At 63.7% G+C, this 15,060-nt stretch carries 16 protein-coding genes; 7 read left to right on the top strand and 9 right to left on the bottom strand.

The window, feature by feature from the left end:
* Nucleotides 1-3 precede the first annotated feature (3 nt).
* Nucleotides 4-738, bottom strand: coding sequence for a DUF8737 domain-containing protein (locus RID11_RS00730; protein WP_350134976.1), 735 nt, complete (start codon nucleotides 736-738; stop codon nucleotides 4-6).
* Between the two features lie 89 nt (nucleotides 739-827).
* Between RID11_RS00730 and RID11_RS00725 the strand changes: the two genes are divergently transcribed.
* On the top strand, nucleotides 828-1,151 hold the full coding sequence (locus RID11_RS00725; RefSeq protein WP_350134973.1) for a winged helix-turn-helix transcriptional regulator: 324 nt from the start codon (nucleotides 828-830) through the stop codon (nucleotides 1,149-1,151).
* A 17-nt stretch (nucleotides 1,152-1,168) separates the two neighbouring features.
* Here the strand turns inward: RID11_RS00725 and RID11_RS00720 are convergent, their stop codons facing one another.
* From RID11_RS00720 to ubiA, 3 genes are all read right to left on the bottom strand, one after another.
* A complete protein-coding gene (locus RID11_RS00720; RefSeq protein WP_350134971.1) occupies nucleotides 1,169-1,501 on the bottom strand; it encodes a hypothetical protein in 333 nt (110 codons plus the stop codon).
* A complete protein-coding gene (locus tag RID11_RS00715; protein ID WP_350134968.1) occupies nucleotides 1,488-3,404 on the bottom strand; it encodes an OmpA family protein in 1,917 nt (638 codons plus the stop codon). The genes RID11_RS00720 and RID11_RS00715 overlap by 14 nt, the downstream gene beginning before the upstream one ends.
* A 61-nt stretch (nucleotides 3,405-3,465) precedes the next feature.
* The gene (ubiA, locus tag RID11_RS00710; RefSeq protein WP_350134965.1) at nucleotides 3,466-4,428 is read right to left on the bottom strand and encodes a 4-hydroxybenzoate octaprenyltransferase; all 963 of its coding nucleotides are present in this window, start codon (nucleotides 4,426-4,428) and stop codon (nucleotides 3,466-3,468) included.
* An 11-nt stretch (nucleotides 4,429-4,439) separates the two neighbouring features.
* Here ubiA and RID11_RS00705 point away from each other — a divergent pair, with 11 nt between their 5' ends.
* From RID11_RS00705 to RID11_RS00680, 6 genes are all read left to right on the top strand, one after another.
* Complete coding sequence (locus RID11_RS00705) at nucleotides 4,440-5,165, top strand: 16S rRNA (uracil(1498)-N(3))-methyltransferase (protein WP_350134962.1); 726 nt, start codon at nucleotides 4,440-4,442, stop codon at nucleotides 5,163-5,165.
* On the top strand, nucleotides 5,162-5,689 hold the full coding sequence (locus tag RID11_RS00700) for a hypothetical protein (RefSeq protein ID WP_350134959.1): 528 nt from the start codon (nucleotides 5,162-5,164) through the stop codon (nucleotides 5,687-5,689). Before RID11_RS00705 ends, RID11_RS00700 begins: the two co-directional genes overlap by 4 nt.
* Before the next feature lie 68 nt (nucleotides 5,690-5,757).
* Complete coding sequence (locus RID11_RS00695; protein WP_350134956.1) at nucleotides 5,758-7,128, top strand: glutamate--cysteine ligase; 1,371 nt, start codon at nucleotides 5,758-5,760, stop codon at nucleotides 7,126-7,128.
* 220 nt (nucleotides 7,129-7,348) lie between these two features.
* Nucleotides 7,349-7,783: a universal stress protein gene (locus RID11_RS00690; protein WP_350134953.1), complete on the top strand. Its 435-nt coding sequence runs from the start codon at nucleotides 7,349-7,351 to the stop codon at nucleotides 7,781-7,783.
* Nucleotides 7,784-7,811: 28 nt separating this feature from the next.
* On the top strand, nucleotides 7,812-9,365 hold the full coding sequence (locus tag RID11_RS00685) for an alanine/glycine:cation symporter family protein (RefSeq protein WP_350134949.1): 1,554 nt from the start codon (nucleotides 7,812-7,814) through the stop codon (nucleotides 9,363-9,365).
* A 122-nt stretch (nucleotides 9,366-9,487) separates the two neighbouring features.
* The gene (locus tag RID11_RS00680; protein WP_350134946.1) at nucleotides 9,488-9,772 is read left to right on the top strand and encodes a sll1863 family stress response protein; all 285 of its coding nucleotides are present in this window, start codon (nucleotides 9,488-9,490) and stop codon (nucleotides 9,770-9,772) included.
* 48 nt (nucleotides 9,773-9,820) lie between these two features.
* Here RID11_RS00680 and RID11_RS00675 read toward each other — a convergent pair whose 3' ends face one another.
* The 5 genes from RID11_RS00675 to lspA form a co-directional block, all read right to left on the bottom strand.
* On the bottom strand, nucleotides 9,821-11,170 hold the full coding sequence (locus RID11_RS00675; protein WP_350134943.1) for an aminotransferase class III-fold pyridoxal phosphate-dependent enzyme: 1,350 nt from the start codon (nucleotides 11,168-11,170) through the stop codon (nucleotides 9,821-9,823).
* 111 nt (nucleotides 11,171-11,281) lie between these two features.
* Entirely contained in the window at nucleotides 11,282-12,595 is a 1,314-nt protein-coding gene (locus RID11_RS00670) for a M16 family metallopeptidase (protein ID WP_350134940.1), read from the bottom strand.
* The gene (locus RID11_RS00665) at nucleotides 12,592-13,935 is read right to left on the bottom strand and encodes a M16 family metallopeptidase (protein WP_502949326.1); all 1,344 of its coding nucleotides are present in this window, start codon (nucleotides 13,933-13,935) and stop codon (nucleotides 12,592-12,594) included. Before RID11_RS00665 ends, RID11_RS00670 begins: the two co-directional genes overlap by 4 nt.
* Nucleotides 13,936-14,004: 69 nt before the next feature.
* A complete protein-coding gene (locus RID11_RS00660; RefSeq protein ID WP_350134937.1) occupies nucleotides 14,005-14,538 on the bottom strand; it encodes a DUF3035 domain-containing protein in 534 nt (177 codons plus the stop codon).
* Between the two features lie 50 nt (nucleotides 14,539-14,588).
* On the bottom strand, nucleotides 14,589-15,059 hold the full coding sequence (lspA, locus tag RID11_RS00655; RefSeq protein ID WP_350134934.1) for a signal peptidase II: 471 nt from the start codon (nucleotides 15,057-15,059) through the stop codon (nucleotides 14,589-14,591).
* Between the last annotated feature and the right edge of the window lies 1 nt (nucleotide 15,060).

Here is a 15,060-nt window from a genome sequence, read left to right as displayed (position 1 = left end):
ATCTCAGGCGGCTGCCGGAAACCTGGAGGGGGACCGCAGCTTGCTCAGAGAAACGAAATGAAAGGCGAGAAAGATCGCCACGAAATAGCCCGGAAACATCGCCAGCGGATGCAGGTTGATGATGTTGGGCGTCTCATGCGCCATTAGATGGGCAAAGCCTTCCGATGTCGTGATGCCGATCAGGACCGCGACGACGAAATCGCCTAACCCCACGATATTGGCGCGCATCACCTTGGCGCGCGCATCCGGCGCGCCCTTGGCGCAGGCCTGCCACGCCCGATACCCCTCAATCCCGGCCCAGATGTCGCCCAGACCCGCCAGCAGCGCGAATTGCCACGGGATGACACCCGCCGCCCAACCGACGAGAAAGATTGCCCCCATCACGCGCGGGATCTGAAAGGCGATGAGCAGCCCCGGATCGGTCTGCGCCAGGATGGCCTGCCCGGTCTGCGTGCGCGTCGCCAGTAGCCACAGCGTCAGCGCACCCGCGAACATCGAAAAGAGAACGATCGGCGGTTCGGCCAGCGTCGCGGGCACCATGAACGCGCCCGAGCGCGATAGCGCCATCGCAATGGCACCCCACAGCGACAAGATACCGACCGGCCACAGCACGGCCCGAGCCAGCGCAGCACCGCCAAGCCCGGCGCGCGACGCACCAAGGACCACGACCGCCACGGCCAACGCCGGGAGCAGGATGAAGAAGACATGCACATAGGCAAGAAAGACATCGGACAGCATTGGAATCTCCATGTTTTGTATGTATTTCATAGTGACTATCTTTTTCGTAGTCAATTCTCATTCTGAAATCTCTTGCTATACTTTGGATCATGACACCCCCCGGACGTGAAAACTGCCCGATTCTAAGGGCCACCAATGCCATGGGCGACCAATGGTCGATCCTTATTCTGCGCGAGTTCTTCCTTGAGGGCCCACGCCGTTTTCAGGATCTGCAAGACGTGCTCGGACTGTCGCCGAATACGCTCTCGAACCGTCTCAAGAAACTGGAGGGCGCGGGAATTTTGACGCGGCAAGCGTATTCAGCGAACCCGCCGCGTTCGGAATACGTGCTGACAGAGTCTGGAAAGGCCCTCGGCCCTGTGATGGGCGCATTGCGGCAGTGGGGCGAGGCTTATACGCCCGACCTCAGATAAAACAGTTTTGGTGCGGCTCAGCCCGCAGCCCGGCTCAGCTTGTCGAGATGGGCGCGCATCTGCTCGGCCTCGTAGCGCGCCTCGCGCAGGCCTTCCATCGTGGCGGCAAGCTCCGCCTCGGTCTGGCTCAGTTGGTTGGTCAGTTCCGCCTCGCGCTGTTGGAGGTAGGTGATCGCCTGATCGCGGGTCTCCTCGGCCTCGTGCAACTCCTGCGCCATGCGCTCCAGCTCGCCCACATCAGACGCCCCCACCCGGATGAAGCGATGCACCAGCCAATTGGCGAACCAGCCCATGCAGAACGCCACGAACAGCACAATGGCGGTGGCGATGATAAACTCAGTTCTGTTCATCCGTGGTCTGGTCCTGATTGGGCTCTTCTGTCTCTTGCCCTTCTTCCCCCGTATCCTCGAGGCTTTCAAGCGCTGTTTGCTCCTCGACCAGCGGCTTGGGACGGATAATCCTGAATTCGATCCGGCGATTGATCTCGCGGCCTTCCTCGGTGTCATTGTCGGCAATCGGCGCGGTCTCGCCATAACCCTTGGCCTCGATGGTCGAGGTCAGCACCCGGCGCAGCCGCAATTCGTTGAGCACCGCGCGCGCCCGCTCAAGGCTCAGTTGCCGGTTCATCTCCTCGCGGCCCTGGCTGTCGGTATGGCCGCCGATCTCCATTTTCAGCTCGCCGCATTGCTTCAGAATCTCGGCGATCTCGTCCATGATCGCGGCCCCTTGCGAATCGATCCGCGCCGAGCCCGGCTCGAACCCGATCTTGCGGTCGGCCTGCACCTCGGCAATGCGCGCCTCGCACTCATCGGGTGTCGGCAATTGCGCCACCGGATCAAGCTTCTCCTGATAGGTGACGTCCATCGAGAACTGGCCACCGCTTCCCAGCTTGTCCGACAGCAGTTGCGACAGCTCGGTGCCCGCACTCTTGCGCCCGGTATTGCCCTGAACATCAAGGCCGTCGGGGGTGACCGTCACGGCACCATTCGACAGATAAGATAGCGCCTCGAGCCCCAGAAGCACGCGCATCGACCAGTCGCGCGGCATGTCCTCGGCCACACGGGCCGTTACATGCACCGCGTCCGAGGCAAAGCGCGCCTTGGCGAAACTTGTGACCGTCTCGCGCAATTGCGCGCTGCCGACGCGCCCGCGCAAGAGCACCTGCCCCTCGGGCGACAGGGTGGCGATGAACTCGGGCACGGTCTTTTCACCGTCGCCTTCGGGCGCGGGCAGCGTCGCATCGAGGGCGAACACCTCCGGCAGATCGGACTCCAGCCGCCCGACCACATCATCGAATTTGGCCTGTTCGGTGCCCTGCGGTGCCCAGAGCGCGATATCGGCATCCGAAAACGTCACGCTGCCGCCATCCAGATCATCCACTGCGGCGATTGCCAATTCCGCCGCCTTCGCCCAGCGGGGCGAGGGCACACCCATGCCGACCGTACATTCGGCCTTGCCCTGCAAGCCGGCATTGCCCGCCGCCCGCAGAATGCGGTCGCGCGCCTCGACCGTATCGGCGGAACAGGCATCGAACCGCGCGCCGCCTTCGTCGATCAAAAAGCGCAAGGTGAAGGGCGTGATTACCGGGCGCGGCGCCGAAATATCGAGCGCGAGACGCACATCTTCGGGAACCCGGCGCGCCAGGGCTGTCTCCAGCCGCCGTTGATCGGCGACGCTCTCGGCCATGGCCGTGATTTCCACCCGCTCGGCACTGACCGAAATCTTGGTGCGGGACAGGTCACCAAGCGAGCGCACCGCATAACGCAGCGCATCTTCCCAAGTATCCGGTGCGGGGTAATCGGCGGCATCCAGAAGATCGGCCACCGGGGCACCATCGGTCACATCCTTGACCTCGGCGAGGAATTTCGGCCGATCAAGGCTCGCAGGCACGAGACCGATGAGGGAAATTCCGCTTTCGTTGCGCAGGATCTCGATGGCAAAGCGCGGCGGCGCGATATCCCCTGCCTCCTCGACCAGCATCTGGTCGATCACCCGCGCGGCATCGACCACCGTACCGGCAACCGACAGCGCCTTGAAGCGATCCGCCTCGGTCGGCGCGGTGCCCGCCAGAAAGACCTGCAAACCGTCCGTATCCACCTCGGTCCAGACCATGCCACGCTGATCCAGCGCCTCGCGCACGCCTTGCCGCGATCCATCCTCGATCGCGCTTACCGCGAATCCGGCGGCGACAGTGCTGAGCACGATGGCCCCGAGGAAAGTCGACCCGATGGTAAAGACCGTGGATAACCGCATGTGACCGTTGCCGTTTTGTTGCACCTGCCGCGTGTTTAGGCGCGTGCCGGGGCAAGATCAATCACAGCAGGAACGCGACGGCGAAAAACGGCACAGGCAAGAGCCCGGCATCGCGGTTCGAGCGGAACAGCGTCAACAGCCGATCGTTGTCCTCAAGGTCCAGTTTGCGCATCTGCCCCTGCATATGCCAGCCCATCGCCCATGGCCCGCACAGCGCCGCCAGCAACGCGACCAGACCCGTGGGTGCTGCCATGATCACTGCCACCGCCATCAGCGACACGGTGCCCACCAGAAACCAGCGCAGCCAGCGCGGGGAATTATGGCCAAAGAGCCGCGCCGTCGATTTCACGCCAATGAGCGCATCATCCTCGGCATCCTGATGCGCATAGATCGTGTCATAAAAGAGCGTCCACGCGATACCGGCGAGGTAGAGCACCACTGCCGGGGCCTCCAGCCGACCGGTATGCGCCGTCCAGGCCAGCAATGCGCCCCAGTTGAAGGCGAGGCCAAGGAATATCTGCGGCCACCAGGTGAACCGCTTGGCAAAGGGATAGATCGCGACCGGCAAAAGCGAAAGAACCCCGAGCGCGATGGCCGCCCAGTTGAAGGTCAGGAGAATCCCTAAGGCGATGAGCGCCTGCGCGCACATCCACATCACCGCGCCCCGGACCGTCACCTGCCCCGACGGGATAGGCCGCGACGCGGTACGCGCGACCGAGCCGTCGATTTCGCGGTCGGTGATGTCGTTCCAGGTGCAGCCCGCCCCGCGCATCAGGAATGCGCCGATGCCGCAGCCGGTGAAGATCCAAAGATCGTGCCAGCCTGCCTGCCCATCCGACAGCATCGCCAATGTCAGGCCCCACCAGCAGGGCAACAGCAACAACCACGTGCCGATGGGCCGGTCGGCCCGGCTCAGCCGCAGATAGGGCCGCGTCGCGGGCGGTGCCAAGCGGTCCACCCAATTGCCGCGATAGGCGTCGGCAACCGTGCCTTCGGCCTCTGGCGTCTGGTTGTCTCCGGTCATATGCTGGCCCCATGAAAACGGCAAAGATCAGGCTTTATGTAGAGCACCCCCTGGGGCAAGGGCAAACCATTCCTCTGAACCGCGATCAGGCGCATTACCTCTTCGGGGTGATGCGTCAGGGGATGGGGGATTTGGTGCTGCTCTTCAACGGGCGCGACGGCGAATGGCGCGCCGAGGTGGCCGAGGCGGGCAAGCGCGGCGGCTCGCTCGTGTGCGAGGCGCAGACCGCCCCGCAACGCGACCCGCCCGACCTGTGGCTGCTGTTTGCCCCGATCAAGAAGGCGCGCACCGATTTCATCGTCGAGAAAGCCGCCGAGATGGGCGCGGCGCGGATCATCCCCGTGCAGACCGATTTCACCAATTCCGAACGTATCCGGCAGGACCGGCTTCAGGCCCATGCCGTCGAGGCGGCCGAGCAATGCGGCGGCACGTATGTGCCCGAGGTGACCGGCCTGCAAAAGCTCGACACGCTGCTCTCCGACTGGCCCGAAGACCGCCAATTGATGTTCTGCGACGAGGCGCTTGCCGGGGCGGGGGCCACGCTGCGCGCGGCGGGGGGCGGTGCATGGGCGATCCTGATCGGCCCCGAGGGCGGCTTTTCCGAGACCGAGCGCGGGCGGCTCTCGGCCCTGCCCTTCGCGCATCCCGTCAGCCTCGGACCGCGCATCCTGCGCGCCGATACCGCCGCCGTCGCCGCCCTCACGGTCTGGCAACAGGCGCTTGGGGACTGGGCATGAGTTTCATTCGGCCGCAGGCGCGCGCCGCCCTCTGGCGCTGGCGCGAGGCGCTGACCGGCGCGGGGCTGGCCGCACTTGGCCTGTGGTGGACCCTCGGCACCGGGGGGCTGCTGCACTGGCTGGGTTATGTCCTGCTGATCGGCGCGGGTGCGATGCTGATGATGGGCGTGCAGCGCGCGCGTTTTCGGGGCGGTGCGGGCGGTCCCGGCGTGGTGCGTGTGGACGAAGGACAAGTCGCCTATTTCGGGCCCCTGACGGGCGGCGTCGTCGCGATCCGCGATCTCGACCGGCTCACGCTCGACCCCTCGGGCCAGCCCGCCCATTGGGTGCTCAGCCAGCCACAGGCCCCCGATCTGCACATCCCCGTGAATGCCGAAGGGGCCGAGGCGCTGTTTGATGCCTTCGCCACCCTTCCGGGCCTGCGCACCGAGCACATGCTGACCCAGATGCACCGCCTGCCCGATCACCCGACGGTGATCTGGCAACGGCGCGCGCCCGTCACTTCATCCTTCCGGCTGCATTGACACCGCCCGCGATTGCCGCCAACTGTGACCCCCGATAACAGATGCGCAGCGCTTCAGGAGGCCCGACCATGTCCATCCCTCAATCCGGCGGCGGGCCGATTGAAAGCCATGACCAGCTCGCCGACTATCTGGCAAGCGGCTGCAAGCCCAAGGCAGATTGGCGCATCGGCACCGAGCACGAGAAATTCGGCTATTGCAAGGATACCCTGCTGCCGATTCCCTACGAGGGGGAACGCAGCGTGCTGGCCGTGCTCGAAGGGCTGCGCGATCTGCACGGCTGGGCCCCTCTGGAAGAGGGTGGCAAGCTGATCGGGCTGGAAAAAGACGGGGCCAACGTGTCGCTGGAGCCGGGCGGGCAGCTGGAGCTTTCCGGCGCGCCGCTGGAGAACATCCACCAGACCTGCGACGAGGTGAATGAACATCTGGCAGATGTGAAGGACATCGCCGACAAGGTCGGCGTCGGCTTTATCGGGCTGGGGGCCGCACCGGTCTGGACGCATGACCAGATGCCGATGATGCCCAAGGGCCGCTACAAGCTGATGGACAGCTACATGCAAAAGGTCGGCACCATGGGCCAGACCATGATGCGCCGCACCTGCACCGTTCAGGTCAATCTCGACTTCGCCTCCGAGGCGGACATGGTGCAGAAATTCCGCGTGGCGCTCGCCCTGCAACCGGTGGCCACCGCGCTTTTCGCCAATTCTCCGTTTCTGGAGGGCAAGCCCAACGGCCACAAGTCATGGCGCGCGCGGGTCTGGCGCGATCTCGATGCCGACCGCACCGGCATGTTGCCCTTCGTGTTCGAGGAGGGGTTTGGCTTCGAGCAATACGCTGATTACGCGCTCGATGTGCCGATGTATTTCGTCTATCGCGACGGGCAGTATATCGACGCTTTGGGCCAGAGCTTCCGCGATTTCCTGCGCGGCGAACTGCCCGCCCTGCCCGGCGAGAAACCCACCCTGTCGGATTGGGCCGACCACCTGACTACCATCTTCCCCGAGGCGCGGATCAAGAAATTCATGGAGATGCGCGGTGCCGATGGCGGGCCGTGGCGCAGGCTCTGCGCGCTGCCCGCGTTCTGGGTGGGGCTGATGTATGACCAATCCGCACTCGACGCCGCTTGGGATCTTGCCAAGGGCTGGGACGCAGAGACCCGCGAGGGGCTGCGCATTGCTGCCAGCGTTGACGGGCTACAGGCGAAGGTGAACGGGGTCGACATGCATGCATTGGCCCGCGAGGTGCTCGACATCTCCGAATCCGGCCTCAAGGCGCGCGGCTGCGCGGGTGGCGGCGGCATGATCCCCGACGAGACGCATTTCCTCAACACGCTGCGCGAAAGCGTCGAGACGGGCAAGACCCCCGCCGACGAGTTGCTGGAGCAATATCACGGCGACTGGCAGGGCGACCTGAACCGCATCTACGCCGAGTTCAGCTACTGATCCGGCGCAGCACGACCGCCCGCGTCACAGCGCCGCAGACCCACGCGGTCTAGCGAAACCGGGATATTTTTGCATCTCGGGTCACCAAACGTCGAAATTTGGCGCAAATGGCGTGCGAAAAGGCAAATATCGGGAAAATTGAGATCCTAACCTCTGGTAGAGTTACTCACCGGGTCGATTGAACCGCACCCGGAGAGCCAACCAACGAGGGAACACTATCATGTCTGGAAAATTCGTCGTCGGCTACGACGGCAGCGTGTCCGCGCGGCGCGCATTGGAATTCGCGGTGGACCGCGCCCGCACGCAAGGCGGCACGATCGTGCTGACCCATGTGCTGGAATGGTCGCCCTATTCCTTCCTCACGCCGCAGGAACTGGAAGAGCGCCACGCCCGCCGCAAGGAGGAAATGACCCGCGCGGAAAAGGCGATCATGACCACGGTCAAGGCGGAGCTCGACGATGCCGGGATCCCCAACGAGGTTGTGATCCGCTACGGCAACACCGCCGAAATCCTCGGCCGCGTCGCCAAGGAGCACAACGCCGTGCAGATCGTCATCGGACGTGACGGGCAATCCGCCCTTGGTGCGCGGGTTTTCGGCTCGGTCGCGGGGGCGCTCGTTCAGACCGCGCCGGTGCCCTGCACCATCGTGCCGTGATGCTAAAACAAGAACAGGGATGAAACACATGAATCGCAACGCATTTTCCGCGGCCCTCGCCGCGGCGGGGCTCGCGCTGATGAGCGCACCTGCCTTCGCGCAAGAGCAGGCAGCCTCGCTTGACGACAAGGTCAACCAGATCTTTTCCAGTTCCACGGGCTGGTTCGTCAACCTGATATTCTCCAACTTTCCGGGTACGAATTTCCCCTGGATCGTGGCTTGGCTGGTGGTCGGGGCCACGGTCTTCACGCTCTATTTCGGCTTTATCCAGTTCCGTGCCGTGGGCCATTCCATCGCACTGGTGAAGGGCGACTATTCCGATCCCAACGACGCCGGTGAGGTCAGCCACTTTCAGGCACTCGCCACGGCGCTGTCGGGCACGGTGGGCCTCGGCAATATCGCCGGTGTCGCGGTGGCGGTCAGCATCGGCGGGCCGGGGGCGACGTTCTGGATGATCCTGGCGGGTCTGATGGGCATGGCGTCGAAATTCACCGAATGCACATTGGGCGTGAAATACCGGAATGAGTATCCCGACGGGCGCGTCTCGGGCGGCCCGATGTATTACCTGACCAAGGGCTTTGCCGAACGCGGCCTGCCCGGCGGCAAGATCCTCGCCGTGATGTTCTCGATCTTCTGCATCCTTGGCGCGCTTGGCGGTGGCAACATGTTCCAGGCCAATCAGGCGCATCAGCAGATCTCGGGCATCGTCGGGGCCTATCCGGGCTGGATCACCGGCGTGATCTTTGCCGGTGTGGTCTTTGCGGTGATCGTGGGCGGCCTCAAATCCATCGCCAAGGTGACCGAGAAAGTCGTGCCCTTCATGGGGATCCTCTATGTCGGCACGGCGCTGATCATCATCGCGATGAATGCCGATCAGATCGGCTGGGCCTTTGGCCAGATCTTCGAAGGCGCCTTTACCGGGCTTGGCGTCGCGGGCGGCATGGTCGGTGCGCTGATCCAGGGCTTCAAGCGGGCGGCGTTTTCCAACGAAGCCGGTGTCGGTTCTGCGGCGATTGCCCACTCGGCGGTGCGCACCAAGGAGCCGATCACCGAAGGCTTTGTGTCGCTGCTGGAGCCGTTCATCGACACCGTCGTGGTCTGCACCATGACGGCGCTGGTGATCATCATCACCGGGCAGCTTGTGGCCGGGCCGGATGGCAACTACCTCCTGAACGAGGCGGGCACGGCCGTGCAGACCGTCGGCGGCACCTCGGGCGTCGGCCTCACCTCTGCGGCCTTCGGCAGCGCGATCAGCTGGTTTCCTTACGTGCTGGCCATCGCCGTCGTGCTCTTCGCCTTCTCGACGATGATCAGCTGGTCCTATTACGGCCTCAAGGCCTGGACCTACCTCTTCGGCGAGGGTGAGACCAAGGAACTGGTATTCAAGATCATCTTCTGCATCTTCGTGGTGATCGGCGCCGCCGCAAATCTCGGCCCGGTGATCGACTTCTCGGATGCGGCGATCTTTGCCATGGCGGTGGTCAACATCATCGGCCTCTACTTCCTGATGCCGATCGTCAAGCGCGAACTCAACAGCTATATGAGCCGCCTGAAATCAGGTGAAATCAAGAAGTTCGAGTGAAGCTGACGCCACGGCGTCGAACACCGGGGGCCAGCGCGCAATCGCTGGCCCCTTTCATTTCGGCACAGCGTGCATACCTGCTACACTGGAAACACGATCAACAGATCAAAGGAGACCTCGAGATGGACAAGGAAACATATCAGCAGAAGCTTCAGGCCCAGCTTGATCAGTGGAAGGCCGAGATCGACAAGTTGCAGGCGCAATCGCGCGAGGCGTCCGCCGACATGCAGGCCAAGTATCAGGAGCAGATCAAGGAGTTACGCGAACGGCGCGGCGAGATGGAGGCCCAGTATGACAAGATACAGGCCGCCAGCACCGAGGCTTGGAAGGATTTCAAGACCGGGGCCGATCAGGCATGGGACAACATGTCGAACGCGATGAAATCGGCGTGGAGCCGGTTCGGCTAAAGCCCGCCAGACCACGAGCCAAGCGCCGCTGCCGGCGCTTGGCTTGCCTCATGCAGCGGCGAACCCTGCATCAAGCGAGGCCAAGATCACATCGACCTCTGCCTCGGAGATCACCAAGGGCGGCGACATCAGCACGTTATGCGCGCCAAGCCGTACCATGGTCCCCGCCTCATAGGTCGCCTGATGCACCCGTTTCATGGTCTCGGCATCCATCGGCGTCTTCTTCGACCGGTCGCTGACAAGTTCTATCCCGGTCATGAGGCCATGCCCGCCCCGCACATCGCCGATGATGTCGTATTTCTCGGCCAGCTTGCAGACACCCTCGTAAAGCTGCGTGCCGCGCGCCGCCGCGTTGGTCTTGGTATCGAGCCGCAGTGTCTCTGACAGGCAGGCCACCACTGCCGCCGCCCCCACGGGATGCGCCGAATAGGTGTAGCCGGTCCAGATGCTGCCCTCGGGCCCCGCGCTCTCGAACACATCCGCCACCTTGTCGCCCAGCAACACGCCACCCACCGGAAAATAGCCCGAGGTGATGCCCTTGGCGATGGTCATCATGTCGGGCTGCACACCCCAATGCCGCGCGCCGGTCCAGTCGCCGGTGCGACCAAAGCCGGTGATTACCTCGTCCGAGATCATCAGGATGCCGTAGCGGTCGCAGATGTCGCGCATGTGGCGCATGAAGGAGGCATCCGGCACGATCACCCCGCCCGCGCCCTGAATCGGCTCCATGATGAAGGCAGCGATGGTGCTGGGATCCTGGAATTCGATCTCGTCCACCATCGCGGCGGCGATCTTTTCGGCCAGCCTGGCGGGGTCCGTCTCATCGAACGGATTGCGGTAGGTATAGGGGCTGGGCAGGTGGAAACAGCCCGGCAAGAGCGGCTCATAGGTGATCCGGAACCGGTTGTTGCCATTGACCGACGCGCCGCCCCAATGGGTGCCATGATAGCCCTTCTTGAGGCTGAGGAACTTGGTGCGCGTCGGCGCGCCGCGCAGGCGGTGATACTGCCGCGCCATGCGCAACGCCGTGTCCACGCTATCGGACCCGCCCGAGGTAAAGAAGACGCGGGTCATCCCATCCTCGGCAAAGAATTCCTGCACCGCGTAGGACGCCTCGATCGCCGCGGGGTTGGTGGTGCCGGCAAAGGCCGAATAATAGGGCAACTGCCAAAGCTGATCGGAGATCGCCTGTTTCACCGCGTCGTTGGAATAGCCAAGGTTGACGCACCATAGCCCGCCCACGGCATCCACCGGATCATGCCCGTCGATATCGGTGATCCGCACGCCCTCAGCGCCTTTGATGATCTTGGGTGCGTTGGCCTGCTGCTCGCCGGGATGGCCCATCGGGTGCCACAGGTGGCGGGCGTTCATCTCTCGCAGGAAGTTGTCGTCTTTCATGGGGGGCCTCCGGGCAGACTCGGGGAATTTGATCAAATCCTGCCACCACGGCCCGGCACTGTCCAGAGGCATATCGCCGGGCCACGCAAGGGGCGCCCGGCGATTGCAAGGTCAGTTCACCTGCTCGTCGAGCCCCTCGGGCTGGCCAACAACCACAAAGGTCAGCGCCTCGGGGTCAAGCCGCTCGCGCGCCACGCGGTTGATCTGTTCCAGCGTCACGGCATTCACCATGTCATTGCGATTGGCGATATAATCGAGCGGCAGCCCGTCCATCTGCATCCCCACGGCAATCGACGCAATCGGGCCATTGCCCTCGAACCGCAGCGGAAACGCGCCAGTCAGGTAGGTTTTGGCGTCCTGCAGTTCCTCTGCCGTCACGCCCTTATCGCGGATGCGCGCCCATTGATCGCGAATGACGGAAATCGCCTCGGCGACACGGTCATTGGCCGACGCAACCGACCCCATCCAAAGCTGCGCGGCATCCTTGTCCGCGAGGTAGGAATAGACCCCGTAGGTCAGGCCGCGTTTTTCGCGCACTTCCGTCATCAGGCGGCTTTCGAACCCGCCGCCCCCAAGGATATGGTTCAGCACGAAGGCGGCAAAGAAATCCGGATCGTCGCGGTCAACGCCCCGCTGTGCAAAGGCCGCAACCGATTGCGGGGTCTCGAACGGCACCACCTCGACGCCGCCGGGCAGGTTCAGATCGGCCTCGGCGGGCAGGGGCGCACCCTCTTGCGGCAGATCACCCAGCAGATCGTCGAGCAATGTCGCCAGATCCGCTTCGGTGATGTCTCCGACGGCGCTGATATAGACCTGCTCGCGCGTCAGCGCACGCGCATGGGCGGAGACAATATCCTCACGGGTCAACGCCTCGACACTGTCGACGGTGCCTTCCAGCTGGCTGCCATAGGGGTGATCGCCAAAGACCAGCCCGTCAAACGCCTTGCTCATCAGGTCGCGCGGATCGGTCTGTGCCGAACGCAGGCCGGACAGCACCTGCTGGCGTACCCGCTCCAGCGCATCGGGTGAAAAACTCGGCTCCACAAGGCTCGCGCGCAGCAGGTCTAGCGCCGCCTCGCGGTTCTCGCTCAGGAACTGCGCGGAAACGGCCACCGCATCATCGCTCACGTCATAGCTGAACTTTGCCGCCAGCGCGTCGCGCGCCCGGGCAAAGCCCTGCGCGTCCATGTCAGCCGCGCCCTCTTCCAGCAGCCCCACCATCAGGTTGGTGGCCCCGCGCGCACTTTCGACATCAAGCGACGCCCCGCCGCGAAACCGCAATTCCAGCGCCACGAAAGGGATCGCATGATCCTCGACCAGCCAGGCGGTCAGACCGTCGGGCGTCGTCACTTCCTTGATATCGACCTCGGCGCGCGCGGGCAGCGCCGCGATCAGCAGGAACAGGCTCAGCAGAATACGGATCATTGGGTCACCTCCGGGGCCATCAGCCAGCCGGTGACCGATTGGCTACGGTCCAGCACCCGGCGCGCGGCCTGCATGATTTGCTCTGGCGTCGTGTCTTGCAGGATGCCGGGCCAGGCCTGCACATCCTCGACCGTCAGCCCTTGGGTCAGCGCACGGCCATAGCGCCGCGCCAAGCCACCGGCATCGTCGCGGTCATAGACTTCCTCGGCCCGCACCTGCATCTTGATGCGCTCCAGCGCCTCTGCGTCGGGCCCGGTCTCGAGAAACGCGGTCAGCGCCTCGTCGAGCGCATCTTCAGCCTGTTGCAGGCTCACTCCGGCAGCCGGCACCACTGCCAGGTCAAACGTCGTGTCATCGAGCGAGGTCGCCGAATACCACGCCCCCACCTGAACGGCGATCTTCTCATCGAATTGCAGCCTCTCGTTCAGGAACGAGGTCTGCCCGCCGCCCAGCAACTCGGCCAGAAGCATCAACGCCGCAGCCTCTTGCTGCGCACCGCTGTCGCGCTCGGGCGCAAGATAGGACCGCGTGACATAAGGCTCCGAGACGCGCGCATCGCGCATCGTCATCCGCCGCTCTGCCAGTTGCGGCGGTTCCTGCGGACGGGTGCGCTCTGGCAGGTCGGGATTGGCTGGAATGGCACCATAATGCTTTTCGGCCAAACCGCGCACCTGATCCGGGGTCACATCACCCGCCACGACGAGGATCGCATTGTTGGGCGCGTAATACATCTCGTAGAATTCCAGTGCGGCATCGAGATCAAGCGCCTCCATCTCATGCCGCCAGCCGATGATCGGCACGCCGTAACGGTGGTTGAGATATTGCGTCGCGCTCTTTTGTTCGCGGAAGAGGGCGCTTGGATTGTTCTCGACCCGCTGATTGCGCTCTTCGATGATGACATCGCGCTCGGTTGCGATATCGGCCTCGTCCAGTTGCAGGTTGACCATACGGTCGGCCTCCATTCCCATTACCAGATCAAGGCGATCCGCGGCGATGCGCTGGAAATAGGCGGTGTAATCATAGCTGGTAAAGGCATTGTCCGAACCGCCGTTGCGCGCCACGGTCGACGAAAACTCGCCCGGGTCCATCGTCTTGGTGCCCTTGAACAGAAGGTGCTCCAGAAAATGCGCCACCCCCGAGACGCCAGGCCGTTCATCCGCCGATCCGGCGCGATACCAGACCATGTGCGTGACCACCGGCGCGCGATGATCCTCGATCACCACCACCTGCATGTCATTGTCGAGGGTGAAGGATGTGACCTGCTCAGATGTCTGCGCCATTGCGCTCAGGGGCAATATGGTGGTCAGCGCGGCAAAGAGCCAGACGGTCAGAATTCGCATGACGGGGGTCTCCGGTCGGTCAGGATTTTGTTTCGATATAGATACGCCTTGCCCGTCCGGTTTCAACCGTCAGCCTTCAGGCGGCGGCGGGCTTGCGGGGGTCACGATTCCGCGACGGCGCAGACGGCGCTCTTCGGCATAGGCATCGAGCCAGTCACGGCGATAGGCCTGCACGTAGTCATCGCCGGGCAGGATGCGCAGCACGTTGACCCGGCCATAAGAGCGGCGGATCTCGCGATCTTCCTGCGCCAGCGTTTGCCGGATGCCGGGCGTGCCGCCATAGCGATTGGCATGATTGACCAGCGCGCCGTTGCTCGCGGCGGGGGCCTGCGCATTCACCGCCGCCGGATTGCCGCCCAGTGCAGCGACCCCATCGGCCAGCGGGTTCTGATCGGTGCGATTGCTGCCGCCGGGCGTCGGCACCGGCAGCGCCGACATATCCTCGGGCGCTTGCAGCGGCTTGCCCGGGATGATCGAGAATTCGTCGGGCCCGTTTCCGGTGTTGCGAATGCGCGTCAGCGTCACGTCATCGTCGCGCGCTCCGCAGCCTGCAACGATGGTCGCGGCCAGAAAGATCAAAACGGTCTTGCGCGGCATCTTCATCGCCACTCCCCTGCAATTTTCCCGCTCTTTATCGCATTCCAAAGCCAAGGTCACGAGGGCTTTTTCCCTGCAGGCAGCAGAACCAGCCCGAAGGCCCCGACAAAGACCGCGATATCGGCCACGTTGAACGCATAGGGGTTGTTGATCCCGCAGCATGACATGTTGAGGAAATCGGCCACCGCGCCATAGATCAGCCGGTCGATCACGTTCCCGATCGCACCACCCACCAGCAAACCGGCGGCGATTTTCTGCCAGCGGCCTGCCGGTTCGTGATGCACCCACCACAAAACGGCCCCCGAGATCACCAGTGCCACCGCGATCAGCACCCAGCGGGTCACCGGGCTGTCACCGGCCATGAGCCCGAAATTGATCCCGTAGTTCCACGCCATGCGCAGGTTGAGATAGGGTGGCAAAACGTCGATCCGCCCCAGCACCCGCAGGTCCATCGCGTGAACCACGAGGTACTTCGTGGCCTGATCGAGCAAAAACACCCAAAACGCCGTCCAGTAGAGAAGCCGCATG

This window comes from Roseovarius sp. (assembly GCF_040219995.1).
Classification (GTDB): Bacteria; Pseudomonadota; Alphaproteobacteria; order Rhodobacterales; family Rhodobacteraceae; genus Roseovarius.
This window is presented reverse-complemented; position numbering and strand designations above follow the sequence as displayed.

Excerpts from the sequence above, each read along its gene's own strand:
- RID11_RS00730 (WP_350134976.1), bottom strand. The coding sequence starts at position 738 with ATGCTGTCCGATGTCTTTCTTGCCTATGTGCATGTCTTCTTCATCCTG.
- RID11_RS00725 (WP_350134973.1), top strand. The coding sequence starts at position 828 with ATGACACCCCCCGGACGTGAAAACTGCCCGATTCTAAGGGCCACCAAT.
- RID11_RS00720 (WP_350134971.1), bottom strand. The coding sequence starts at position 1,501 with ATGAACAGAACTGAGTTTATCATCGCCACCGCCATTGTGCTGTTCGTG.
- RID11_RS00715 (WP_350134968.1), bottom strand. The coding sequence starts at position 3,404 with ATGCGGTTATCCACGGTCTTTACCATCGGGTCGACTTTCCTCGGGGCC.
- ubiA (WP_350134965.1), bottom strand. The coding sequence starts at position 4,428 with ATGACCGGAGACAACCAGACGCCAGAGGCCGAAGGCACGGTTGCCGAC.
- RID11_RS00705 (WP_350134962.1), top strand. The coding sequence starts at position 4,440 with ATGAAAACGGCAAAGATCAGGCTTTATGTAGAGCACCCCCTGGGGCAA.
- RID11_RS00700 (WP_350134959.1), top strand. The coding sequence starts at position 5,162 with ATGAGTTTCATTCGGCCGCAGGCGCGCGCCGCCCTCTGGCGCTGGCGC.
- RID11_RS00695 (WP_350134956.1), top strand. The coding sequence starts at position 5,758 with ATGTCCATCCCTCAATCCGGCGGCGGGCCGATTGAAAGCCATGACCAG.
- RID11_RS00690 (WP_350134953.1), top strand. The coding sequence starts at position 7,349 with ATGTCTGGAAAATTCGTCGTCGGCTACGACGGCAGCGTGTCCGCGCGG.
- RID11_RS00685 (WP_350134949.1), top strand. The coding sequence starts at position 7,812 with ATGAATCGCAACGCATTTTCCGCGGCCCTCGCCGCGGCGGGGCTCGCG.
- RID11_RS00680 (WP_350134946.1), top strand. The coding sequence starts at position 9,488 with ATGGACAAGGAAACATATCAGCAGAAGCTTCAGGCCCAGCTTGATCAG.
- RID11_RS00675 (WP_350134943.1), bottom strand. The coding sequence starts at position 11,170 with ATGAAAGACGACAACTTCCTGCGAGAGATGAACGCCCGCCACCTGTGG.
- RID11_RS00670 (WP_350134940.1), bottom strand. The coding sequence starts at position 12,595 with ATGATCCGTATTCTGCTGAGCCTGTTCCTGCTGATCGCGGCGCTGCCC.
- RID11_RS00665 (WP_502949326.1), bottom strand. The coding sequence starts at position 13,935 with ATGCGAATTCTGACCGTCTGGCTCTTTGCCGCGCTGACCACCATATTG.
- RID11_RS00660 (WP_350134937.1), bottom strand. The coding sequence starts at position 14,538 with ATGAAGATGCCGCGCAAGACCGTTTTGATCTTTCTGGCCGCGACCATC.
- lspA (WP_350134934.1), bottom strand. The coding sequence starts at position 15,059 with ATGCGGCTTCTCTACTGGACGGCGTTTTGGGTGTTTTTGCTCGATCAG.